20 protein-coding genes and 1 tRNA gene are annotated in these 22,591 nt (G+C 55.7%); 7 read left to right on the top strand and 14 right to left on the bottom strand.

Annotated elements, in window-relative coordinates; all coding sequences use genetic code 11:
• Positions 1-13: 13 nt before the first annotated feature.
• Together M4951_RS08290 and M4951_RS08285 are read right to left on the bottom strand one after the other, a co-directional pair.
• The gene (locus tag M4951_RS08290; protein WP_262026012.1) at positions 14-955 is read right to left on the bottom strand and encodes a hypothetical protein; all 942 of its coding nucleotides are present in this window, start codon (positions 953-955) and stop codon (positions 14-16) included.
• The gene (locus M4951_RS08285; protein ID WP_262026011.1) at positions 948-1,508 is read right to left on the bottom strand and encodes a hypothetical protein; all 561 of its coding nucleotides are present in this window, start codon (positions 1,506-1,508) and stop codon (positions 948-950) included. The genes M4951_RS08290 and M4951_RS08285 overlap by 8 nt, the downstream gene beginning before the upstream one ends.
• Before the next feature lie 378 nt (positions 1,509-1,886).
• Between M4951_RS08285 and M4951_RS08280 the strand changes: the two genes are divergently transcribed.
• Positions 1,887-2,780 (top strand): hypothetical protein, encoded by an 894-nt coding sequence (locus M4951_RS08280; RefSeq protein ID WP_262026010.1) that lies wholly within the window; start codon positions 1,887-1,889, stop codon positions 2,778-2,780.
• A 105-nt stretch (positions 2,781-2,885) separates the two neighbouring features.
• Entirely contained in the window at positions 2,886-3,509 is a 624-nt protein-coding gene (locus tag M4951_RS08275) for a hypothetical protein (protein WP_262026009.1), read from the top strand.
• A gap of 587 nt (positions 3,510-4,096) precedes the next feature.
• Here the strand turns inward: M4951_RS08275 and M4951_RS08270 are convergent.
• The 4 genes from M4951_RS08270 to M4951_RS08255 form a co-directional block, all read right to left on the bottom strand.
• A tRNA-Glu gene (locus M4951_RS08270) sits at positions 4,097-4,169 on the bottom strand.
• A 329-nt stretch (positions 4,170-4,498) separates the two neighbouring features.
• A complete protein-coding gene (locus M4951_RS08265; RefSeq protein ID WP_262026908.1) occupies positions 4,499-5,929 on the bottom strand; it encodes a DUF1501 domain-containing protein in 1,431 nt (476 codons plus the stop codon).
• 34 nt (positions 5,930-5,963) lie between these two features.
• The gene (locus M4951_RS08260) at positions 5,964-8,564 is read right to left on the bottom strand and encodes a DUF1553 domain-containing protein (RefSeq protein WP_262026008.1); all 2,601 of its coding nucleotides are present in this window, start codon (positions 8,562-8,564) and stop codon (positions 5,964-5,966) included.
• Positions 8,565-8,765: 201 nt separating this feature from the next.
• Positions 8,766-9,824 (bottom strand): lactonase family protein, encoded by a 1,059-nt coding sequence (locus tag M4951_RS08255; RefSeq protein ID WP_262026007.1) that lies wholly within the window; start codon positions 9,822-9,824, stop codon positions 8,766-8,768.
• 231 nt (positions 9,825-10,055) lie between these two features.
• Here M4951_RS08255 and M4951_RS08250 point away from each other — a divergent pair, with 231 nt between their 5' ends.
• Entirely contained in the window at positions 10,056-11,069 is a 1,014-nt protein-coding gene (locus tag M4951_RS08250) for a sugar phosphate isomerase/epimerase family protein (RefSeq protein WP_262026006.1), read from the top strand.
• A gap of 17 nt (positions 11,070-11,086) precedes the next feature.
• Positions 11,087-11,323: a hypothetical protein gene (locus tag M4951_RS08245; protein WP_262026005.1), complete on the top strand. Its 237-nt coding sequence runs from the start codon at positions 11,087-11,089 to the stop codon at positions 11,321-11,323.
• A gap of 103 nt (positions 11,324-11,426) precedes the next feature.
• Here the strand turns inward: M4951_RS08245 and M4951_RS08240 are convergent, their stop codons facing one another.
• The 6 genes from M4951_RS08240 to M4951_RS08210 form a co-directional block, all read right to left on the bottom strand.
• Positions 11,427-12,704: a polysaccharide pyruvyl transferase family protein gene (locus tag M4951_RS08240; protein ID WP_262026004.1), complete on the bottom strand. Its 1,278-nt coding sequence runs from the start codon at positions 12,702-12,704 to the stop codon at positions 11,427-11,429.
• Positions 12,705-12,863: 159 nt separating this feature from the next.
• Positions 12,864-13,298 (bottom strand): hypothetical protein, encoded by a 435-nt coding sequence (locus M4951_RS08235; protein ID WP_262026003.1) that lies wholly within the window; start codon positions 13,296-13,298, stop codon positions 12,864-12,866.
• A 54-nt stretch (positions 13,299-13,352) separates the two neighbouring features.
• Entirely contained in the window at positions 13,353-14,297 is a 945-nt protein-coding gene (locus M4951_RS08230; RefSeq protein ID WP_262026002.1) for a DUF1559 domain-containing protein, read from the bottom strand.
• Positions 14,298-14,559: 262 nt separating this feature from the next.
• Complete coding sequence (locus tag M4951_RS08225) at positions 14,560-14,970, bottom strand: DUF4198 domain-containing protein (RefSeq protein ID WP_262026001.1); 411 nt, start codon at positions 14,968-14,970, stop codon at positions 14,560-14,562.
• Positions 14,971-15,086: 116 nt separating this feature from the next.
• Positions 15,087-16,073, bottom strand: a complete 987-nt coding sequence (locus M4951_RS08220) for a DUF1559 domain-containing protein (RefSeq protein WP_315985763.1) — start codon at positions 16,071-16,073, stop codon at positions 15,087-15,089.
• 295 nt (positions 16,074-16,368) lie between these two features.
• Positions 16,369-17,145 (bottom strand): NRDE family protein, encoded by a 777-nt coding sequence (locus M4951_RS08210; protein ID WP_262026000.1) that lies wholly within the window; start codon positions 17,143-17,145, stop codon positions 16,369-16,371.
• Between the two features lie 418 nt (positions 17,146-17,563).
• On the opposite strand from M4951_RS08210, the gene M4951_RS08205 reads away from it, so the two are divergent.
• Complete coding sequence (locus tag M4951_RS08205; protein WP_262025999.1) at positions 17,564-17,923, top strand: DUF2750 domain-containing protein; 360 nt, start codon at positions 17,564-17,566, stop codon at positions 17,921-17,923.
• Between the two features lie 150 nt (positions 17,924-18,073).
• Here M4951_RS08205 and M4951_RS08200 read toward each other — a convergent pair whose 3' ends face one another.
• Positions 18,074-18,475 carry a hypothetical protein gene (locus M4951_RS08200; protein WP_262025998.1) on the bottom strand — a complete coding sequence of 134 codons (402 nt, stop codon included), beginning with the start codon at positions 18,473-18,475 and terminating at the stop codon, positions 18,074-18,076.
• A 477-nt stretch (positions 18,476-18,952) separates the two neighbouring features.
• The gene (locus M4951_RS08195; protein ID WP_262025997.1) at positions 18,953-19,510 is read right to left on the bottom strand and encodes a hypothetical protein; all 558 of its coding nucleotides are present in this window, start codon (positions 19,508-19,510) and stop codon (positions 18,953-18,955) included.
• Between the two features lie 276 nt (positions 19,511-19,786).
• Between M4951_RS08195 and M4951_RS08190 the strand changes: the two genes are divergently transcribed.
• Together M4951_RS08190 and M4951_RS08185 are read left to right on the top strand one after the other, a co-directional pair.
• Positions 19,787-20,743: a hypothetical protein gene (locus M4951_RS08190; RefSeq protein WP_262025996.1), complete on the top strand. Its 957-nt coding sequence runs from the start codon at positions 19,787-19,789 to the stop codon at positions 20,741-20,743.
• Positions 20,744-20,842: 99 nt separating this feature from the next.
• Positions 20,843-22,396 carry a serine/threonine-protein kinase gene (locus M4951_RS08185; protein WP_262025995.1) on the top strand — a complete coding sequence of 518 codons (1,554 nt, stop codon included), beginning with the start codon at positions 20,843-20,845 and terminating at the stop codon, positions 22,394-22,396.
• Positions 22,397-22,591 lie beyond the last annotated feature (195 nt).

Below are 22,591 nucleotides of genomic sequence, written 5' to 3'. Positions count from 1 at the left end.
CCTCCCACTCAAATCACTTTTTTCCCTTCCATGGTCGATGTGAATTGCTTTGATACTTTGTGCCGGTAATTGGACCAAGGTAAAATCCTTCGGTCAAAAATCGGAGGAATTCCTTCTGTTCCTTCTTCGTTTCAGGGAACTCTACCGTCATTTTTCCATCGCGCTGCTTTAACTTCACGTTGATGCCAAATTCAACTGCAGAATCGCGAATCTTTCTGGGTTTAGCTTTATCGAGGATGCCCAAACTTGAGACGGCTGCAAATTGTTTTCGCATCAAAAGATCAGCCTTGCTCTTAACTGAGTCTGCATCGCCTACATAAAGAAGTTGATGTCTCAATACTTCCTCAATCTTTTCATCAGACGCTTCGTCAAATAATTCAATCAAATTTAAAAATCGTGCAACAACTGGAAATGATCGAAAATGGAGCTTCCCATCTTCAAATACAGCATCCGCCTTTTCGCCTAGAGTAAACCCCGGCTTATCTAAACGGGAAAAAGTACCCGCAGCCTCTAAAAAAGTCATCTTTTTTGGCGACAGAATCCGGCGGCGATCAAAGCTCTGAAAACAAATTTTAGTTGAACTGCGAGAAACCCAAATCGCGAGAATTGCCCGGATTGAAGGAATCGTATTGTCATTTATCGCCAAATTTGGAACACCATCCAATGACTTCGTAAGCGCCGCGATCGGTCCATCAAGCTGATAATCGATCTCGAAGATCTGAGAATTGTCACTAATCGTATAGATCGGAAAAAAATCGATCACTTCGGATTCAGACTCAACACGTTCTGTTTTGCCATCCTCCATGTCAACTTTATGTGAAAATGTATGAAAAGCGTCTGATTGCCGCTTAAAAACTTCACTAAGTTCTTTTTGGACTGAATTCGACACCGGGATCTTCTGTGCGATGATTCCGTGGCCGTCGCGAAGCAGAGCATAAAAATTAGCACTACTCATCTTTTATGTTGCCTGATGAATGCTCATCCGACTTCACTTCCAGGTACACATAGTCGGATAACTTGGTCACCCAAACCTCAGGGGTCTGCACTCGAACGACATGTCGCGCTATGAGCAAATAAGTCATTCCGTTATCCGCCGTAACCTCGTAAAAGTGATACCCGAAAGCGGCGAGAACTGGATTAAAATGAAACGCATTGCTATGGTACACGGTAAGCCCAATCACCGCAAATACATACGCGGTAATCGCCCAATACTGTGGCTCTGAAACATTTGGGATCTTTCCTGTTAGGATTGGAACCAGGTATGCAATAATAAATGCCAGCGCCTCTTTGTCTGTACTCTTAACAGCAGCAACGTCTAGTAATCGTCGTTCGCCATATTTCTCAGGGTAAATCTTGATTAAATAGCAGATTGCGATGAGCAAAAGGGCAGAGCCAATTAGAACTAAGGCTGTGACTGGTCGCCCTGCCTGAAATTCAATTATCGCGAGAGCGCCCGTTGCGGGTGACAGTGACGTAAAGACGAGCAACAACTTTGCAATTCGACTCATATGGCCACTTCCCTTACTTCTGAAGTCAATGAAGTGTGATTTGGTAAGAATGATAATTATCGCACGGCCGAACGACACGTTTGGTCCTCGTGTTCTAGCTGGGCTATTTTTTGGCTCAAACAGACTGAAATCCATTACACATCGATAAACAGACCTCCAGCTTTCGAGTTCCTTCAAAAGTGAAATCGCCCGCACTTGTCGCAAACATGGAGTCCGGCGAGTCATCTCAACAATATTTTTTGGGTTGCATGTCTAATCGAATCTCACCTTCAGGTTTTCCCTGCTGAGTTCAATGCAATTTAGAGATCGCGTAATATTGCCACGTCATCGTGAAAATGAGTACATGGCTTTGCAGGAAACTCCTACGGGAACAACACGATGAGCCAAAACATCTGGTGCGTCAATCTCAAGGCTCAACCAACCACCGCTCAGTTCTGTATCGCCAGGGGGATTGTGGGAATTGGCTGGGGCATCGATCCGCCACCTACCTCGGCACCAGATTACTTGCGTAGAAGCAAAGTAAAGTATGGCAACATCTCCTGGACAACAGCCACCAATATCCTTCTCAAACGGATGAATGTTGATGACCTCGTTTGGACAAGAACCAGTAATGCAACTTACTACCTTGGCCGTGTGACCAGTGATTGGCGATCCGAAAACGATCAGGACTTCCGAGACGCTGACACCAGAAACGTGCGGGACTGCGACTGGATTACGGCAGGAAGCATCGACGAAGTTCCCGGTCGGGTGCTCAATAATTTTCGCCGGGGACGAACCGCACAACAGGTCAAAAGTCGAAACGTCAACCGATATTCCCGCTTTTTCTTCAACCAGAAAAAAGGGGAAAACATTTACCCATTGGATCCCGACACAACGACCGATATTTTCGATCTGCTGGACCCAGACGATTTTGAAGATGTGGTCGGCATTTATTTGCAGTTGGAGAAACGCCTGTTGATTTACCCCAGCACCTGCAAACGCGATACGAAGCACATCGAATTTATATTGGTATCGCGTGAAGGAACAGATCATTTCGGCGTTCAGGTAAAAGCGGAGAAAACGTCGCTCTTGAATCACGACAACTATCGAAACGATTCCGACAAAGCGTTTCTCTTTTCGGCGTCCGGAGAGATCCAAGGAAGCGCCAACGACATGACCGAAATCATTCCCGCCGACGTGATCCGTAAATTCATCTTCTCCCATCGGGATGTAATGCCGCGTAGAATTCAGGCGTGGATCAAGTACGTCAAGACCTGCGTTCGTGAAGACTGACCTGTAGCACCGCCGCCAGAGATTGTCGACTGGTAATGCGCATCGCTTCCGTGGCAATGACACCCGAAACGGCGACGGACATCCTCGATTAACCGAACTGCAGCCATGTCAAACCGCAAGAAAACCTCACCCAAGTCCTGCGGACCGCGTCACCCCAAATCAGGCGATTGCCAACAGCGTCTGAAAGACACCAACCTGGACACTTACGCCGCGATCGTCCGTCACTACTTGAAGCATTATCAGTCAGGGGCGGATAAAGAGATTCGATTTTATGAGCAACTTCCCTCTTGGGACAAAGCTCTCCGGCGGGCGTCGTTTGCGGAAACGCCCCAGGGCCGGCGGCATCCGCATCAGTATCGTTTGAAGCGGGTCAATCTGCAGAAGGTTCATGCTCGATTGCGAAGACGAAATCTCGCCGCATGCGAAACTTTTCACGAACTGTTCCTGCTGGTCGAAGAGGCGATCTTGAGCATTTCGGGGATCGGCGAACTAATGGTCTATGACACGGCGCATCGCTTGGGCGCCTTTCTCAGACTTTCGCCGGAGTTCGTCTATCTCCATGCCGGAGTGCGGGTTGGAGCCGTCGCGTTAGGTCTGGAAGGTTCGCGGAAATGGATCGAGCCTGGGGATCTTCCCAGGACGTTTCGCCGTCTCACTCCGCAACAGATAGAAGACTGCTTGTGCATCTATAAGCACGACTTGCAGGCGATCCTGGCGAAGCAAAAGTAGGGGGGCCGCCAAGCCAAAATTGTCGATTGACAATGCGCACGAATCCAGGGTCCACTACCCAGGAAATCCCGAACCAACCACAATCACTCGCCGGCCGAGAAGGCCGATTCGAGGCCGCTGTGCTGCGCCCTGAAAATTTCCACCGCCGATCAACCGGACCGCTGGACGCCGCGTATGCAGATGCAGCCAGTCCTGTCCAACGTTTCGACCCGAAAAAGCACGGAGTCCGGTCCGGTCCAACGTTCCAACCCGAAAAAGCGCGGAGTCCGTTCGGTCCAAGGTTCCAACTCGAAAAAGCACGGAGTCCGATCCAGTCCAAGGTTCCAATCCGAAAAAGCGCGGAGTCCGATCCGGTCCAAGGTTCCGACCCGAAAAAGCACGGAGTCCGATCCAGTCCAAGGTTCCAATCCGAAAAAGCACGGAGTCCGATCCTGTCCAACGTTCCAACCCGAAAAAACGCGGAGTCCGATCCAGTCCAAGGTTCCAACTCGAAAAAAGCGCGGAGTCCGGTCCGGTCCTATGATCCAACCCAAAAGAGCAGGGGGCCGTCAGCGCATAAAAAAAGCCGCATTGCTGCGGCTGGAAAGTACCCCCTAGGGGAGTCGAACCCCTGTTTTCGGACTGAGAATCCGACGTCCTGGGCCACTAGACGAAGGGGGCGTACTTTTTTATTGGGTGTGTTGGCTGGAAAAAGGGGTCAGGTCCTCTTTTTCGCAGCGAAAAAGAGGACCTGACCCCTTTTTCCAACTTCCAGCGAGCCTAGAGGTTAGCTCGCTGGGGGAGCGACGTGATTTCCACTCCCGTTCCATCGTCATCCAGACACCGGCGAATCGAGGAAGTTCGCCAAAAGGCAGGTTAACGAAGGTTTCATGATTTTAATGCCGAAGAGCTGGCAGTCAACCGGCCCGCCGTTGGCGGGAATGTCTAAGGACGGAGGATTGCCCCGTAACGTGCCGCTATTCCAGATCTTCCCATTAGACATTTCTCCCCTACGCGATGATGTCACTGACCACGTGCCCATGCACGTCGGTCAGGCGGAAGTCGCGGCCGGCGTAGCGGTAGGTCAGTTTTTCGTGGTCGAAGCCCATCAGTTGCATGATGGTCGCGTGCAGGTCGTGGACGTGGACCTTGTTCTCGACGGCGGCGAAACCGAAGTCGTCGGTCGCTCCGTGGATGTGACCCCCTTTGACGCCGCCTCCGGCCATCCAGACGGTGAAGCCATAATGATTGTGATCGCGCCCGTTGATTTTGCCTTGGTTCGAGCCTTCTTTGGGCATCTCAACGGTCGGCGTACGGCCGAACTCGCCGCCGCAGATGACCAGCGTGTCTTCGAGCAGGCCGCTCTGTTTCAGATCTTTCAACAGGGCGCCGATCGCCTGATCGCACTGCTTGGCCAGGCGGCGATGATTGACTTCGATATCGTCATGACTGTCCCACGGCTGGCCTTGGCCGTGCCAGACTTGCACGAAGCGAACGCCTCGTTCGACCAGCCGACGCGCGATCAAGATCTGGCGAGCCTGGGTTCCTTCGCCGTACATGTCGAGGATATGTTTCGGTTCGCGAGAAACGTCGAACGCTTCGGCCGCTTCGCTTTGCATACGGAAAGCGAGCTCGAATGATTGAATCCGCGATTCCAACTGCGGATCGGCGCCGCGTTGCGCTTGATGCTGCGCGTTGAGTTGACGCAGCAGTTCCAGCTGACGCACCTGGGCGTCATGATCGACGCGCTGATTGCGGACGTTAGCGATCAGCTTTTCAAGGTCCGTGTTTTTGGTGTCGACGTAGGTTCCCTGGAAGACGCCCGGCAGGAAGCCCGACTGCCAGTTTTGCGACTCTTGAATCGGATAGCCGCCGGGGCACATCGAGATGAACGACGGCAGATTTTGATTTTCGGTCCCCAGGCCATAGACGAGCCACGAGCCGAGACTGGGCCGCGGCAGTCGGGCTTCGCCGCAGTTCATCAGCAGCAGCGACGGTTCGTGATTGGGGACGTTGGCGTGCATCGAGCGAATGAAGCACATGTCGTCCACGTTTTCGGCGACATGCGGAAAGATGTCGCTGACCTCGATGCCGCTTTGCCCATACTTTTTAAACTTGTAAGGGGACGGCAACGCGACGCCGGTCGGACGTTCGGTTCGCATTTTGACCGGGATCTCTTTGCCGGCGTATTCATCCAGCTTCGGCTTGGGGTCGAACGTATCGACATGCGACGGGCCGCCGTTCAAGAAGATATGAATGACGTGCTTCGCTTTCGGAGCAAAGTGAGGCGCCTTGGGGAGGAGCGGATTGGCGGGCGCCGCCGACGCAGGATTGCCGAACATCGAGCCGAGCGCCAGCGAACCGAGCCCCATGCCGGTCATCGAGAGCATGTCGCGACGGTTCAGAATATTGCGATCGGGCGAGTTGATCCAGTTATCCATCACATCCTCTGGCGGCGATTGATCGCACGCATCGTTAGTCGACAAAATGAAATTCGTTGGAGACCAGCAGCACTTGGGCGAGTTGCGTCCAAGCGTCGACCGGTCGCTGCGTGTTGAAGTCCGAGGCGCTGTTCCACGCTTGAATCGTGTCGCCGCGCATCAGCAGATTGACGGTCCACTCGAAGCTGTCGTTGCTGATCGTTTCGCCTGACTCGGTGACAAAGTCGATCGCGTCGCCTGCTTTGACTTCGACCTGTTTGACGTTGGTCTGGGCGCCGCCGTGTTTGGCTTTCCAATTTCCGACAGGTCCGCCGGGACCGATGATCGAGACAAAAACGCCGTCGCCGTTTTCCGACTTATGACGCAACTTGCCTTCAATCGTGATCACGCCGCCGGTCGGAGCGACAAAGCGCCGAATCGCGGCGAACTTTAAACTACCGGGATGACCGCCGCCGGCGTTCAAGCTGGACCAGCCTGCAACTTTGTTCGGCAGTTCCGGAGCGGCTTGCCAGGTTTTGCCATCGGCCGAAACCGACGCATACGGCGTGAACTGATCGACTTTGCCGCTCTCGCTGTCGCGACTGCCATAGCCGTACAGCCAAGGGGTCGCCGGCGCCGGTTCGCTCGGGGCGCTGCTGACAAACTGGATCGCCAGCTGGAGCTCGGCTTCGCTCGGATCACGGCCAAGCGCTCGTTGATAGAGTTGTTGAACGCGCTGCTGGGGATCGGCTTGCGAGGCCGAATCGCGGGCCAACTTGCTGGCCTGATTCATGATGAACGAGCTGTTAAGCATGAAGAGCGCCTGCTGCGGCACGGTCGTCTCGGGACGAATTGGACAATGCGAATCAGGGCCGGCGAAGTCGAACGTACGGAACATGCCGGGCAAGTTTTGCCGGTCGACCTGGCCGTAGATGGTGCGTCGCGGCGGCGAAGGATCGGCCGTGATGTCAACCGCCGGGCCGCCGAGCGTTTCATCCAGCGAACCGGTCGCAACCAACAGGCTGTCGCGGGACGCTTCAAAATCCAAGCGGCGGCGATTCATCCGCCACAGGTAAATGTTGGTGGGATCGATGGCGCGACAATCGGCGCGATCCGCGCTCGCTTGCTGGTAGGTCGCGGTCAGCAGCAGACGGCGGATCAGGCGTTTGACCGACCAGCCGTCGTCCATGAACTCGACCGCCATGTCGTCCAGCAATTGCGGATGGCTCGGCTTCTCGCCTTGGGCGCCAAAGTCGCTCGGCGTGGTGACCAGACCTTCGCCAAACAGATGCCCCCAAACGCGATTGACAAACACTCGCGCCGTCAGCGGGTTATCACGGGCCGTGATCGCTTGGGCAAGTTGCAAACGTCCGCTGCCATCGGTCAACGGCAGCGGTTTATCTTTGTCAGTCAGGATCGAAAGGAACTGACGCTTGGCGACATCGCCGCGATTGCCGGCTTGACCGCGCTTGAAGATCCGCACATCGTGCGGTTTTTCGTCGTGCAGAACCGGCGGCATTCCTTCAGGCGTTTCTTCTTTCGTACTGCCGAGGACGCCGTACATGCTGTAGTAGTCGGCCTGACTGATCGGGTCGAACTTGTGATCATGGCAACGCGCGCAAGCGACGGTCAGCCCCAAAAAGCCGCGAGCGACGACGTCGATGCGATCGTCGAGAATATCATGCTTGTTGTTCAAAAAGCGACGTCCCAGCGTCAAGTAGCCGAGCGCCTCGAGATGACGCTCTCCTTCCGGCAGACGATCGGCCGCCAATTGCTGGGCGACGAACTTGTCAAACGGCAGGTCTTCGTTCAACGACGTCACGACCCAGTCACGATATTTGTAGGCGCCGGGATAAGCGCGATCTTCCTGAAAGACGTAACCTTTGGTATCGGCGTAGCGCGCGACATCCAGCCAGTGCCGCGCCCAACGTTCGCCGAAATGAGGCGACGCCAACAGCTGATCGACCAGCTTCTCGATCGCATCAGGAGAGTTGTCGGCGACGAAAGCGTCAATCTGTTCTTTGGTGGGCGGCAGGCCGGTCAAGTCGAAGTAGAGCCGGCGAACCAGCGTAGTCTTGGCGGCGGGCGGAGAAGGGGAGAGCCCTTTTTCTTCCTGCTTGGCCAAAATGAAATGATCGACGCGGCCCTGCGGCCAGTCGGCTTGTTTGACTTGCGGTGGATCGTGACGTTGCGGATCTTTGAACGACCAGAAGTCGCGGGGATCTTTTTCGACGTAGGTAATCGCTTCGCCGCCGCGAGGATCAGCCATCCCATCGGCGACCCACTTCTCGAAGATCGCAATCTCCTCATCGGTCAGCTTGCCCTTGGGAGGCATTTGATAAGAGAATTCGCCGTAACGGACCGCTTGGATAAACAGGCTGTCTTCGACGTTGCCGGGCTCGATCGCGGCTCCACTATCGCCGCCGGCCAAGATGCTGGCGCGATTGTCGAGGATCAGACCTCCTTCCAGCTTGCGCGACTCGGCCGAATGACACTCGCTGCAATGCTTGGACAGCAGAGGAGCGACCTTCGCTTCGAAGAACTGAATTTGCTCCGGCGTAAACTTCGCTTCCGCGGCGGGCGATTCTTCTGCATGCGCAGCAGCCGACAAAAGCAGCGAAATCGCAAGCGGCATCCATAGCCAAGTACGGCGCATGGGCGACATTTCCTAGAGGCGGGAGTTTGGTAGGTAGGCGGGGAGCGGCCAACGGCCGGAATGCACGTTTTCCTACTCTATAAGGTACGCAATCAGCGGTGTTTCGGCAACAAGATTCCCCAAGTGCGCACAGAGGCGCAAAGTGGCGCAATACCCCCTAAGCTCATTTCGCCAAACGGAAAGAATCACATGCCCCCTGAATTAGTCAGCGAAGGTAACTACCTGCACCCAACTGGGGGCTTTGCCCGTTTTGTAGGTCGCAAACGGGGCCAGGTCGCCGGTTGTCTTCTCAAAACGATAAGCGGCCAGTTGGTCACTTTTTTGGCCAGCCGAATAGAGAAACTTCTGGTTAGGAGCCAAGTTGAACGAGCGGGGGATCTTTTCGGTGGGCGTTTGGCCCAGCGCCGTCACCTGGCCATCGTCGCCGATCGCGAACCGCGCGATCGAATCATGCCCGCGGTTCGAGACCAACGCAAACTTGCCATCGGCGGTCAGTTCGAGATCAGCGCAGGTATTTTTCGTACCGTCATAATCTTCCGGCAAAGTCGAAACGGTCTGCCGCGGCGCCAACGTTCCTTTCGCCGGATCGTAGTCGTACGCCGTGATGCTGTCGCCGACCTCATCCGAAGAGAAGACCAGCGGCAGCGTCGGGTGATATTGAACGTGTCGCGGTTCGGTCGTCTCCGGCGCAGCGACCGACGACGGATCGTTGGCGGTCAACTTGCCGTTGGCCGGATCAAAACGGAACTGGAAGATTTTGTTGGGGCCGGTGTGAGGAACCAGGGCAAAGCGATTGGTCGCGTCGGTGCGGATGCAATGAGCGTTCTTCGCGGTTGGAATCGTCTGCGCCAGATCGCCGATCTGGCCGCCGTCGACCGGATGGACCGTCACTTTGCCGGCACTATAGTACGTGTTGAGCAACCATTTGCCGGTCGGATCGCAGTAGACAAAGCAGGAAGTCGCATCGAGCGGAACCGCTTCGATTTGCGTCAGATCGCCTGTCTCGGCGTTGACAGCAAAGCTCAACAAGTTGTTTGGCCGAGAAGTTGCAACATAGGCAAACTTCTGATCGGGCGACAGCGCCATCGGCCCCGGCGCCGCTTCCAACTGCACCGTTTTGACCAGCGTCAGATCTCCTTTTGCTTCGTCCATCGAGAAAAGCGAGATCGTTTTATCGCCCCCGTTTGAGACGTAGACAAATGACTTGGCCGAAGCCGAAGCGGAAACCAACAAGACCAAGAGCAGAGACAAAACGCGCATCACGTATTCTCGCAATCCGAACAGGGCAGGGGTGGCGGGAAAAAGAGGGGAGCGGTGAGAGTTCACCTCCAACGAAGGCGATGACTAACAGAATAACTCCTTTTTTCGCACGAAGCGACCACTTTTTTGCGTCTCTTTGCGCTGGGCTAGGGTGGTTGCGACTCCGCCGCTTCCCCCGCACAATACACGTCTTTCTCAGTGTTCCTGAAACCATTTTCGCTAGGGCGATTCATGAACGAGCTTCCCCAAGTCCTCCTCTCCGGCTTTGCGGATGAAGCGGCGAATGACAAACTCGCAGTACAACAATTCAGTGCGTTCGCGGCTCTTGGACTCGAGTATTACAGTCTCCGTTTTATTGACGTCGGCAACGGCATCAAAAACGTGATGCAGCTGAACAAGTCCGAGATCTCCAAGGTCCGCAAGATGGAAGGGGAATACGGCCTGAACGTCGCTTCGATCGGTTCGCCGATCGGCAAGGTGAAACTGGTCGACTCCGACGACGGCTCCAAGAACAAGTTCGTCAAGTTCGATAAGTATCTGGCTACCGACGTGCAAAAGGCGTGCGATCTGGCGCATGCGTTCGAGACGAAACTGATCCGCGGCTTTTCGTTCTATCACCCGATCGGATCGGATCCGTACGATCACATCCCGCAAGCGGTCGATCAGCTCGGCCAAATCGCCGAAATGTGTCACCGCAGCGATCTGACGTTTGGCCTCGAGGTCGAAGCGAACCTGATCGGTCAAACCGGCGACATCCTGGCCGAGATTCACAAGAAGGTGAATCACCCGGCGATGATGCTGATCTTTGACGCCGGCAACTTGGTCTGCCAAGGCTATACGCCGGACGAAGTTTATCAGCAGTACGTCAAGATGAAGCCGGGCCTCGGCTGGATGCACATCAAAGACTACAAGGTGACCAAGCCGATCACCGAGAAGGGGCACATTGACGAAGACGCACTGAAGAACTTCGTGCCGTCCGATCTGGGCGACAGCGCTCACGAGCGGATCTTGCGCGATTTTGGCGCGATGATTCCGAAGCTCGAGAAGAAGTTGCAGAAGCGCGGCATCCCCGGCGTCTTCCTCGATCTTGAACCGCACGTCAAAGGTGGCGGACAGTTCGGCGGCTTCAGCGGGCCAGACGGCATGGGCGTCGCACTTCGCGGCCTTTGTCGAACGCTCGACTTCGCCGGCGTCGATTATCACCTGCGTGACTTCGACGATATTTGTGCAGCCCGCGGCTTCTAAGAAAGCAGCAACTTATTATGTCACGCGATCGTCAAACGATCGGCGGTTGCCCCAAGTGCAAGTCAGACACGATGACTTGCACTTACAACCACTTTCAAAACGACGAGCTGGAAATCCACAGTTGGGAGCACAAGTGCCCCGACTGCGGCCATCGCGAAACGTCAGCGCTGCGCAGCGACGAAGAAGATGACGCCGAAGAATTTCCGAATGGCGATCGTTGCCCATTCTGTAAACGAACGGCCGATCCAGCTTAGACATTAGCCCGCGGCGCGAGCCAAGGGAATTCGCTTGGTAATGCGCTAATGATTCGAATGGCCGACCACATTCCCTCGCTCGCGCAGCGGGCTCGTGTTCGCGTTATGCCTGAGCCAGCTCACGTTTCAAAACGGCCATCGATTCGGCCTGTAGCTTCTCGACACGCTTCTGAGCGGCGACCGCTGTTTGCTGAGCCTTCGCCGGATCTTTGGCGATCTTGACCACCGTCGGCACGATCTTCGCCACGCTGGCTGGGTCGTCCATGTCGAACAACCAATCGCCGAGCCCGATGTCTTCCCACATGTAGCCTTTGGTCGTCTGTTCTTTCCAGCGACAAACGACGGCCGGCACGCCGTGGCCGATGCACATGATCGGAGAGTGCATCTCGTTGCCGAACAGACCCGCGCTGCGGATGTAGGTGCTGACCGCTTCGCCGGTGAGCCAATAATTGGGGCGCCAGACGACGCGCGAAAGAACATCGGCCGGCAACTTGTCGAGCAGCATCTCTTTGCCGATTTGCATCTGCGTCTGATCTTCGGGACAGATCAGGATCTTCATGTCAGTGGTTTTGATGACTTCGACGATCGCGTCACGCAGCGGAGCGTGATCGTGCTCTTTCATTTCCTCATTGCGCGCGTGCTTGGCAGGATCCACGGCGGTCTTTTTGTAGATCCAGGATGGCGTGTAGCGGAGTCGTGGAATGCAGCAAAGGAACTTGCCGGTTTCGAGCCCCTGTTTCTTCATAAACGCGGCGGCTTTGTCGTCGTCGCGCAGGTCGCACGCGAACGCGCCGTCAGGACCGAACTGCATGATCGGCGCTTTACAACCTTTCTCTTTGGCGAACGCCAACGAGCGGGAGTCGCGGAAGTAAACGAACTGCGCCCCATTCAACACGCGGACGGATTCGGCCAATTCCTGGTCGCTCGTCGGTTCGGTCTTCCACGATTTCTTCGGTGGGAAGGTAATTCCATAAATGCCGTACGGCTTTTGCGTTGCTTTCGACCAGCGTAATACGTCCCGTTCGGCGACGAGTGATGCGCCCGAACCGTGCAAGAGAAAATCGCAATCCTCGAACGCCGCGTTCAGCGCCTGCTTACCTTGCGCGATCTGCAGGTTAGGGAAGTTGGCTAACAGCAGTTTGTCAACGCCGTTGTCGACCTTGCTGGGCCACAGCGTCACCTCGGTCTCTGGCAAGTATTCCGCCAACAATCGCAACACGCCAGGCGTATGGGCGATGTCGCCGATGTTGATCGTCTGCCATGACGAGCGAAGCAGAATACGTTTTGGTTTGGGCTGCGCGGCGAACGCGGTGGAGACGCCAGCGGCGGTGAGACCAAGAATTCCGAGCGCGTTGCGCCGGCTGATGCGGGTGGGGTTCATGCGGAGATCTCAGATTCGGAGCGTCGTACGGATTACGCAGCACAGAGCGTGCTTTCGGGGGTCTGCAGCGCAATATAATCGCACGCCGCGCAAATTGCCACGATTAGCACGCACTTTCAGCGCAATTCGCCGCGCTGTCGATCTCGTTAGCACGGCCCCTTAATTCGAATTTAGCTCAAAATCGATCTGGTTCTTTCCGGCAACTACATCCCGCTCAAGCGTCGTCTTTTCGTTGAACTTGCTGGGGATTATTTCGCCGATTTCGTCGATCATCGTTCCTGCCGCTTCCAGCGAACCGGGCGAGATCTTTCGTCCCGTCTTACCATGAGCATGAATCCGCACCTGATACCTGCCCAACACCGGTCCCTGCTTCTCGGCGATTTCGTAAAGGCCGCCGCTGATCTTTGCGCCGGCAGTGGGACCAGCGGTTTCGGCGGTCGGTAGAAACTCAATCGTGCCGGTTTCGATCGCTTGACCGTCCAGGGAAATGCGGCCTGATATGCTGGCTCGCTCCGGTCCGTTGTAACCGCGACCGCAACCTGTCAGAACAAGCAACAAAACTATGCGCCAATAGTGGTGGGGAAAATTCGCCATCAGTGAATCGCCTTTGACAAGAGTCGACCTGGAACAAGGAAGTTGGACAGCCATTTAAAGCGAACCAGGAACGACCTCGCCATCGCTAATCCAAGCGGACGACTGCCAAATGGTCAGCGCGACGCTCTCAGAGACAAAGTGCACGCTGCCGTCGCCGTTCAATACGTTGACGCCAGAAGGATGTCGACTGCGCGATGAAGCGTGATTCGTATCGTTGTTGGCGACCGCCGTGCAAAAGGGATCGTTGTCGGGACAAAACTTGGGAGACGCATAGCTATAGAGTTCATCCGGCGCCGATGAGTTGGGCGTATTTTTCGCTTGCAGAAACTGGCAACCGGCTCGAGCAGTGATAAAACAACCCCGAACGTCAGTTTGCGTACCGGTGATATATTCCGCGACCACAATCGTATTGCTCAGTCCATCCGTCACGTCGGCCATGCGGCGGGCTTTTTTCTCGGTCGTCATGGCGAACAGTCCACGCTGCTGCGCATCTGTGTCGGCGGCAGACTGGCCGTCATTCAGGCCAGAAAAAATTCCCAGGTAGTTGGTCGCGGCCAAGCGGAGCCCACCTTTGACTTCCTTCGTCGAACCGCCGATGGCGCTGGGACAGGTCAATCCGTCGATCGGCAGATCATGCAACGGTCCCCACTGCGCATGCGAGGAGCTGACGTTCCACGCCATTGCGTTCTGATAATCGTTCAATCGATCGTGGTAAGCCGTCTGCTCGAGATACGGCAGACAGAAGTGCAGAAAATTGGGCCATTCTTTGTTCCCCCAACGCGTTCCATCTAGGGAGAGACTTCCCGGTGGGAAGCGACCATGGACATCATGCACGTTATGTAGCGAGAGTCCGATCTGCTTCATATTGTTGGTGCAACTCATGCGACGCGCCGCTTCACGAGCTTGCTGTACCGCCGGCAACAACAAGGCGATCAGGACGCCGATGATCGCGATGACCACCAGCAGTTCGACCAACGTAAATCCGGATTTCGATCTCATAGAACCAGACTTTCGACAAAAGATAAGAAAGAAGACGCGAATGAGAAGAACGTCGGCGACCGCCAAGCAAACAATCGAATAACGTTTTGAATAATTATATAAATTTTACCTCGGTTTGCAAACGCTTTTTAGGGGTCCGATACGCCACCTGATGAGTGTCTGTTTTCTTGCGCCACAGGATTCAACTTCGCCTGTGGGCGTTCCCAGGCGATGCCGTCGTGACGAATCGAAACAGAAGCGCGCATGAAAACGGCGATCGCCGTTACTTAGACCGTAACTCAAATACGAAATTGTTGCCCCACGATTCGACCGTCTGAGTCAGTTCGGTATCACGATTGTAGCGATGCGGAACGACTTCTTTTTTCAACGATGACATTTCCCCATTGGGACCGATGGGGTGCGGCGCTTGATAGGTTGAAATGCGAACGCTGTGATCACCAACCAGCGCTCCCTTTCGTGTCGCCGAATAGTGAACCTCGAAATGACCATCGAGATCGGTGGTTCCGACAGAGGGGCGACCGGAAACCGGCTGAAATGTGACTTCCGCTTCCGGAAGCGGTTTTCCATCCAGCAGAACTTGCCCTGCGACCTCAGCAATCGGAGGACCATCAGGGCTGCAACCGATTGTCGTCAGCAGAAACAAAAATATCAGCAACAAGTCGTAGCGCGTCATGACGAAACTACCCCTGGAGACGATCTCCAAACGGAAAAATGAAGGAAACCTGGGACGCGGGCAAAGTCAAGTTTGCATTTTCCGTCGAGGATCTCGAACGGCATGCGTCTGGTACGTTAGGGGATCGCCACGACGTTGCCATCGTTGATCACGTTCAGCGCTTGATAAACCCCGGTAAACCGAGAAGGATCATCCTGACCGTCGGTGACATTCGGCCACCAGGTGCGGTCGGTCTTCGAGTCGATATGCTCGCTCAAAAAGTGAACGGATGCGTCGCCGAATAAAAAGTGCGCACCACCGGGATGGTGACTGCCGAACGCATGGTGAGCGTTGTCATAGTACGTATCGGCCGCCGCGTGATAGACGTTCATGGGATAGCCGGCGTTGCGAATGATCGCAAACGTTCGACGATAGGTGTTATCGTCAGAACCGACGCCGCAAGGATCGCCGTTGTGATACCACGGCACGGTCACTTGTCCACCGTAGTAATGCTGTAAGTTGCGAGCCGCGTTGCCCGACATATACGGCGTGACGCGCCACACGACTTCGCCGACCACAATCGAATTGGACGAACCATCGGTGAAATCGCGAAAGGCTCGTTTGCTGTTGTGATAGAAGACCCCTTCTTCGACTCCGCTGCACTTGTTAGGAGTGTACATATTCGCCCCGCCTGAGGCGCAATAACTGGTTGTCGCTTGATTGGGTAGCGAGAGTTCATCGTTCGTTTTCGGCGCTTGATCGCTGGGGCAATTGGCGATCGGGATCGTGCTAAGAATCGCCGTCGCATTGCTCCCATTGCTCGGCGATAGTTTGAAGTCGATCGCGTCGTGAATGTTGCTCTGTTCAATAAACGGAAGGAGCATTGCGCCCCAAGACCAACCGCCATTGGCCGAAGCGGTCAGCCCCGGCGGCAATGTGCCGTGGACGTCATGATAGTTATGCAGCGCCAAACCAAAATTCTTCAGCTGACTCCTACAGGTCAACCGTCGCGCCGCTTCGCGCGCCTGTTGGACCGCAGGTAAAAGAAGCGCAATCAATACGCCGATGATCGCAATAACGACTAGTAACTCAACAAGAGTGAAGCCGGCCTGTTTCGGTTTCATGGGACGCTCGCACTTATTGGGGGAAAAAGAGGGCACATACCCCTGTCGTGCTAGAAAATAACTCAATTAAATTTAGTTTTCAATCACAATTCCCTCAAATCCTTGTAGCGCCTCTTTCGCTTGCAAATTATTTTGCCGGGTTAACTTTCAACGGTTCGACGATCGCTGCCAAGGTTCCGTCAGCATCGCCCCGCTTTGATGACGCCCAGATTCAACCTCCCTCGCTAAGCGCGCAAAAAAAGAGCCTCGCTGCGTGCGAGGCTCTTAGTGGGATCAAGTAAGTGACGCAAATGCGTTAGCTGGTTTGCGTCTTGGTGCGGGCTTCGCGAAGTCCGCGGCTGAGGATGTCGCGCAACAACGGCGAGAAATCTTCGTACGGAACTTTCGTCGGTGCGCCAGCGGCGAATTGATAGATCGCATCACGCGGCTTTTTGCCGAGAGCGATTAGCGTAGAGCTGACCGTTCCCCATTCGCGACCTTCCATGACCATGCCGGGACGACCAGGAGCAGCGGACGGTCGAGCAAAAACTTTGCTCGCTACCGCGAGAAACTTCACGGCCGAATCGAGCGTTTGCAACGTCAACAGTCGGTGAGCCAGCTTGACGCGTTCGTCGCGGGAATCATTGAGATCACCGCCGCCGATCAGGTTTAAACCTTCTTCCAACGGTTGAGCGTTGATGTCATCTCCCCCATGAATCGCATAGCCGGTACGGCTATCGGCGACCACAAAGTTGACTCCGTCATACTCGTCGTTATTAAGTGCTTCCATCGCCAAATCGACGGCCGCTTGGGCTGAACTGGCGCGAAGCAGTTCACGACAGAGCAGGCCACGTGATCGAGGAGCGATGGGGCGATTCATCTTGCGGCGATTGCACGCACCGACAAATAGCCCGTGTTGATTGACGCCCAGCCAAGTTCCGCCGGCTTGCTGATCAATTCCGCATAAAGCACGAGGCTTCCCTGATTGAATCGAAGGAGCGGAGCTGGGACGATCGTAAAATTCTTCTCGATTGGCGGCGACCAAAATGGGCGCTTCGGCAACCGAGCGATATTGGATTGCCAGTAGGCACATATTGTGAAAGATCGGGGCAGAGGGTGATGGACTTGCATACTCCCTGGACACGCACCAAGGCAGTTACAATCCTTAAGAGTTTATTCGATTTCCTAAGTTCGGACACCCTTCAATGGGGGCCATGGTCTCGAATTTTATCGAGGAAGCATGCGAAAACATTGGACATTCGCTTGCTAACTCTCGTTAGTGGCTACTACTCGTCCGCTGAGGTTCGATTAACGGGCAACTAAGCCGGTCCAACAGACCGGTGACGATATACCGCAACTCCTCGTCATTTTTCCCATTTGCCACGCCGCGATTCGCGAGAGCCCTTCGACCTGGCTCGAAGCAGCGATGAGTCGGTGGACAGCTTGGCAGCCCGCATCGAAGCATGCGGTTTACATCATCTCCTCATATTTCAGAGCAGAAGTCAAATCGCATGTTCTCCTCAAAACGATTTAGCGCCGTTGACCTGAACGGCGACGAGCGTCTGCAATACTTCATCCGCATGGTTCGCGAGCACAAAGAACTGTGGGGCTTATATGCCGACGGTTGGGCCGAATCGACCGATGAGCAGCGGCGGAAGGGATTTATCGTGTTTCCTGATCAGTCGCATGCAGGGCTCTGCGCGACTGACAAATGGAAGCACTATTCACCCAAGATGATCAAGCTTTCAAGCTTTTTAGATCGATTTCTTGACAAACTTGCCAAGCAAAAGTACACCGTCGCTGTCTTTCCCACGCCGTTTGATGGCCCAGTGCAAGTCGAGCCCGACGTTTTGCGACAGGAACTGGCCTAGCCTAGGTCGAAGTCAACGGAATTCTGGCGGAGAGTCGCCAAAGAGATGCGAAATCAGCGCGTGCCCGAAAGCTCGAGCACGCGCTGCCCCTACAAGTCGCTTACGCGACTCGTGCTGATCTACCTTCCGGTTCGCGATGGCCCCCGTCGATTATTTCGCATCCGCAGCTTTTGCGGCCGAAGCGCGACGTTCCGCGCGTCGCTTTTCTGACTCGGCCCGCAGATCAGCGATCTCTTTGCGCTGCTGGGGAGTCAAAGTCTGATCGATTTTGGCGTCTCTTTCGGCCTTGATCACCACGATTTGGCGCACAAGTTCATCAAGCCTGGCCTCATACTCGCTCTGGATCGAGTAGATCTCCTCCTTCTGCTTCTCACTGACTACCTGACCATAGAAATTGGGAAGTCGGCCACGGGGCTCACTACGGGCCTTGGTCTCCATTTTCGGCTGAGCCGCAACCGGCGGCTCGTCAGCAGCACGCGCTGAGAAGGCCGTGACACCGGCGACGCCTAAACCAAAGATCACCAAAGCAGAAATGAATCGGGTACGAAGCATCGAAAATCTCCTACTCAAATGAGATGGAAGCCTCCGTGCCGAACAATTTCCTCCACAGTTGCCCCGCAGTTTACAACCAGAGAGGGGGCCAATCAATCTACAGAGGGGATATTTTTACCCCATATCTGGGAGGTAGCTTAGAAGGGCCAGATCAGGCAAAGATCGCCTGCGGCGCATAAAAAAAGGCCATGGTTGGTCGGTCCGTCGATCCCCATGACCCAATGGAAACGAAACGCGTCTTGCATTCCGTCCTCACGCGTTGAGTGTGTTGTTCATCATCGGACGTCGGACAAAGTCTGCTGAAGCCGAATTTCAGGAAAATAATGCTAGCAACGACTGTAGCGACGACGCTTCTCTCCCACGGCGCAAAAAAAGGGCGCGTCTCGGAGAAGACGCGCCCTTCCTCGCTGCTCTGACTACTTTTGGATCGAGGTCGAATCGTTGCTCCCCCGCAATGACCCGCTCGATCCGAGAATACTAGTTCGGAAGCGTCGCCCGATGGCCGGGATAGATCAGCTTCGCTTCTTTGGTCGGAGCGCCCGGGGCCGATGACATCCTTTGGATCTGTGGGTACGACGGTTGCCCCAACTGAATGATGCGGGTATTCGATTGACCGCAGGAGGTGCAACCTGGAGTTCCACAACTTCCGCCGCTGTAACCGCGACCTTTGAACATCCTCAGGCAACTCGGACATTTCTCGCAAACGCGCTCGAAATGGGGACCATTGCAGTCGCACATCGGATACTCATCACAGCAAGCTCCAGTCGCGCAAGTCGGTCCGCAACCGCAAGCGGTTGGGAGAGCGAACCAGTGATAACGCCCCTGAATCGGCGTACGGCGATGACATCCCTGATCGGCACAATAACCATCCCAGACGTTGGCGCAGTTCGGTCCGCAGCCGCAATTGGCCGGCGCCGAAGCACAACCGCAATCAGCGGCGCTAGAGTAACCCATCATTTCGCCCCAACCGCCGGCGTGGGCCAGCGTGGCGAACATCATCATGCCGAGCAATGCGGCCATGGCTTTCAAATTCATCGGACGATCTCCATGCAATTGAGTGGGGGGAGTCGGATCGCTCTATCGCCGCAATCCCGAATCGGAAGCAAGGCAAGCGCGAGCGTCGCTCTGGAGAAACATTGCCCACCGTTGGCGTTGTGCAAACGCATCATGTTGATTTTTGGAGAAATTGCGAATTGCCGACCGCCGCAGAATCGCTCTATCCTTTGTTCACGCCAGCAGTTGGTGCTACGATCAGAGGGGCCCAAAGTCGCCATGCAATAGTAAGGGGGCAGTCCTGCGTAGGACCGGAACATGACGATTTTGCAGACTCTCGGAGATATCCAACCCGGCGTCATTACCGGGCTAACGGCGATGATTGCCGGCATTGTCGGCGTTTTGCTCTTGGCCACGCGTCGCCGCTCCTTGAATGGAACAACTCTCATCGCTCCCTGGTGGTGGGTGTTGATCGCGTGGATCGCGGTCACTGGCGTCGAAACCTGGATCGGCCTGGCCGTTTCGGCCGGGTCCGCCGTCCCGTTTCGCGATTCGCTCCGTTTTACAGCCGGCATGACCCTCTTTTGCCCGCAGATGGCTCAGTTGGGCGCTAAACGCCCGCAAAACGTCGCCTGGCAATGGGTGGTCGTCACGCTGTGGGCGGTGCTGATGATGCCGGTCGGCGAGCAATTCGCCTCGGGTCGCGGGGGAGAGCTTGTCCTGGTCGGCGCTCGTAGTTGGTTTCTCTTTGTGCTGATCGTGGTCGGCTTGCTGAACAATGGCCCCACACGTTACTGCATGACGGCGATCCTGTTGGCGATGGCGCAAACGTTGATGCTGGCCAAACATCTGCCGGGAATCGGCGTCGGATTCGCCGCCGGCGGAGCGACGCTGGCGATCTTGCTGCTGCTGACCGCCATCTTTTTGACGGTCGTCGACTGGCCGCCGAAAGGACCGGCGATACGCCCCGAAGATCGGGTCTGGCTCGATTTCCGCGACAGTTTTGGCGCTTTCTGGGCATTGCGGGTCGCCGAGCGGCTCAATGCTTCCGCGACACGCTACCAATGGGGCCTTTGGCTCACCTGGAATGGGTTTACTCAGATCGAATTTGTCGGCGTCACTGGCGAAGTCAACGAAGAAGTCAATTCGGCCCTCCGAGTCAGCTTGCGATCGCTGCTGCGGCGATTTGTGTCTGACGAGTGGCTCCACGAACGGATGCCGCCGGAGAAAGCGGAAGATTCGCGCAAAACCCCTCCACCAGAGGCGCATCTCTAGCCGACGGATCTGGGCGACGGTTTCCCCCGTTGGTTGCCTTGCCGGGGATCGCCGCCCATACTGAACCTAGGATGTTACTGTTCACTTTGCGGACGCCCCATGGCCGAATCCTCAACTCCAGCCTTCGCCGCGACTTGCGATCTCACAGGCAAGTCGTTGGGCGACTATCAAGTGCTCCGGCGGTTGGGTCGAGGCGCGATGGCCGAAGTTTTTCTCGCACAGCAAACCAGCCTGAAACGGCAGGTCGCCCTCAAAGTGCTCCTGCCGGCTCTCGCGCTGCAAGAATCGTACGTCAAGCGATTCCATCGCGAAGCCCAAGCCGCCGCCGCACTGACGCACGCCAACATCGTGCAAATCTTTGAAGTCGGCTGCATCGACGGAACGCACTTCATCGCCCAAGAGTACGTGCCGGGACAAACACTGAAACAACTGACCGGCAAGACCGGTTCGGTCGATGTCAAAGCGGCCTTCGCGATTCTGCGTCAAGTCGCCGCAGCGCTGGTCAAAGCGGGAGAGCAGGGGATTGTTCACCGCGACATCAAGCCCGAGAACGTGCTGATCACCGCTTCCGGCGAAGTGAAGGTCGCCGACTTCGGCTTGTCACGCGTCATGAGTCAAAACGGCGAAGGGCTAAACCTGACCGAGATCGGCGTCAGCCTGGGAACGCCGCTCTATATGAGCCCTGAGCAGGTCGAAGGAAAACCGACCGACGCGCGCAGCGATATCTATTCGCTGGGCGTGACGATCTATCACCTGGTCGCCGGTCGGCCTCCGTTTGACGGCGACACCGCGCTGTCGGTCGCCGTGCAACATTTGCAGACCGAACCGCCGCGATTGGAGACGCTCCGCAAAGATCTGCCGCCGCAACTAACCCGCGTCATCCACAAGATGCTGGCGAAGAAGCCGGAGAATCGCCAGCAAAACGCGTCGGAACTGCTGCAAGAATTGCGCGACGTGCTAGAAGCGGTCGGCCCTGAAACATTGGGCGGAGGAGTCCATGATTGGTCGATGTCGGAGTTGGCGGCGATCGGCGATCGTTCGGTCGCGACGCGTGAATTAGACCGCATTATGAAAATCGCGGGACGATCTCGTGAGCGCTATGCCGCCGCGCGACTGTGGGCCGGCATGATCGCATTGGTGCTGCTTTGCTTTGGACTGGGCGCTGCGATCGCTTGGTCGAGTCGCGAAGCTCCGCTGCTGCAACCCGAGCGTCCCATCGCCGGCGCAAAGCTTCCCAATCATGGTTCGGCCGAAGAACAGTTCTATCGCGCGATGATGGATGGATCGCCTGAAGCGTTTCATAGCGTCGGCGAGTACTTTCCTCCGGACACCAGCGCCGACGCCAAAGCGTGGACGTTGAAAGCTTGGAAACAAGAAGCGACGATCTTGATGAATCGCGGCGGAACCGAGAACTACCTGCGCGCGATGCATCTCTTTCGTGATCTGGCCGAGCAAGATAGTTCAGAGACCGAAGCCCGCGCGTTTGGAGCCGCCGGTCAGGCGATCTGCTTGTATCGCATGGAAGACTTTGAACGCGCCCGAAAAATTGCGGTCGACGCCAAAGTGCTGCAAAAATCAATCGAAGTCGACGCCGACTTCAACCGCCAGTTTGAAGAAGTCTGGGAAGCGCTCGCGCCTCGGCCTGGCGCGTAGCCCAACATCGAGCGCCAACGCCGGCTTAACTGCATCTCTTTGGTGTCATTTCTTCTGCTGCGACCATCCAACCACGGCGCAATCGCTGTGGGATCGAGAAAGGAAGTTTACTCTTTTCTTTCTCGGAAGTGGTGGGCGAAAGCGTTCCTGCCTCTCGTTGGTCCGCTTGCCCGAACTCTCGCTCACCGCACGACT

Source organism: Blastopirellula sp. J2-11 (assembly GCF_024584705.1).
Taxonomy (GTDB): Bacteria; Planctomycetota; Planctomycetia; order Pirellulales; family Pirellulaceae; genus Blastopirellula.
The sequence above is the reverse complement of the archived record's forward strand: the minus strand, read 5'-3'. Positions and strand labels throughout refer to the sequence as shown.

Bases quoted from the DNA above. Each gene is read 5' to 3' on its own strand.
- M4951_RS08265 (WP_262026908.1), bottom strand. From the start codon at position 5,929: ATGGATAACTGGATCAACTCGCCCGATCGCAATATTCTGAACCGTCGC.
- M4951_RS08200 (WP_262025998.1), bottom strand. From the start codon at position 18,475: ATGCTTCGTACCCGATTCATTTCTGCTTTGGTGATCTTTGGTTTAGGC.
- M4951_RS08275 (WP_262026009.1), top strand. From the start codon at position 2,886: ATGTCAAACCGCAAGAAAACCTCACCCAAGTCCTGCGGACCGCGTCAC.
- M4951_RS08210 (WP_262026000.1), bottom strand. From the start codon at position 17,145: ATGTGCCTACTGGCAATCCAATATCGCTCGGTTGCCGAAGCGCCCATT.
- M4951_RS08235 (WP_262026003.1), bottom strand. From the start codon at position 13,298: ATGGCGAATTTTCCCCACCACTATTGGCGCATAGTTTTGTTGCTTGTT.
- M4951_RS08260 (WP_262026008.1), bottom strand. From the start codon at position 8,564: ATGCGCCGTACTTGGCTATGGATGCCGCTTGCGATTTCGCTGCTTTTG.
- M4951_RS08245 (WP_262026005.1), top strand. From the start codon at position 11,087: ATGTCACGCGATCGTCAAACGATCGGCGGTTGCCCCAAGTGCAAGTCA.
- M4951_RS08280 (WP_262026010.1), top strand. From the start codon at position 1,887: ATGAGCCAAAACATCTGGTGCGTCAATCTCAAGGCTCAACCAACCACC.
- M4951_RS08205 (WP_262025999.1), top strand. From the start codon at position 17,564: ATGTTCTCCTCAAAACGATTTAGCGCCGTTGACCTGAACGGCGACGAG.
- M4951_RS08185 (WP_262025995.1), top strand. From the start codon at position 20,843: ATGGCCGAATCCTCAACTCCAGCCTTCGCCGCGACTTGCGATCTCACA.
- M4951_RS08195 (WP_262025997.1), bottom strand. From the start codon at position 19,510: ATGAATTTGAAAGCCATGGCCGCATTGCTCGGCATGATGATGTTCGCC.
- M4951_RS08255 (WP_262026007.1), bottom strand. From the start codon at position 9,824: ATGCGCGTTTTGTCTCTGCTCTTGGTCTTGTTGGTTTCCGCTTCGGCT.
- M4951_RS08240 (WP_262026004.1), bottom strand. From the start codon at position 12,704: ATGAACCCCACCCGCATCAGCCGGCGCAACGCGCTCGGAATTCTTGGT.
- M4951_RS08190 (WP_262025996.1), top strand. From the start codon at position 19,787: ATGACGATTTTGCAGACTCTCGGAGATATCCAACCCGGCGTCATTACC.
- M4951_RS08230 (WP_262026002.1), bottom strand. From the start codon at position 14,297: ATGAGATCGAAATCCGGATTTACGTTGGTCGAACTGCTGGTGGTCATC.
- M4951_RS08285 (WP_262026011.1), bottom strand. From the start codon at position 1,508: ATGAGTCGAATTGCAAAGTTGTTGCTCGTCTTTACGTCACTGTCACCC.
- M4951_RS08225 (WP_262026001.1), bottom strand. From the start codon at position 14,970: ATGACGCGCTACGACTTGTTGCTGATATTTTTGTTTCTGCTGACGACA.
- M4951_RS08290 (WP_262026012.1), bottom strand. From the start codon at position 955: ATGAGTAGTGCTAATTTTTATGCTCTGCTTCGCGACGGCCACGGAATC.
- M4951_RS08220 (WP_315985763.1), bottom strand. From the start codon at position 16,073: ATGAAACCGAAACAGGCCGGCTTCACTCTTGTTGAGTTACTAGTCGTT.
- M4951_RS08250 (WP_262026006.1), top strand. From the start codon at position 10,056: ATGAACGAGCTTCCCCAAGTCCTCCTCTCCGGCTTTGCGGATGAAGCG.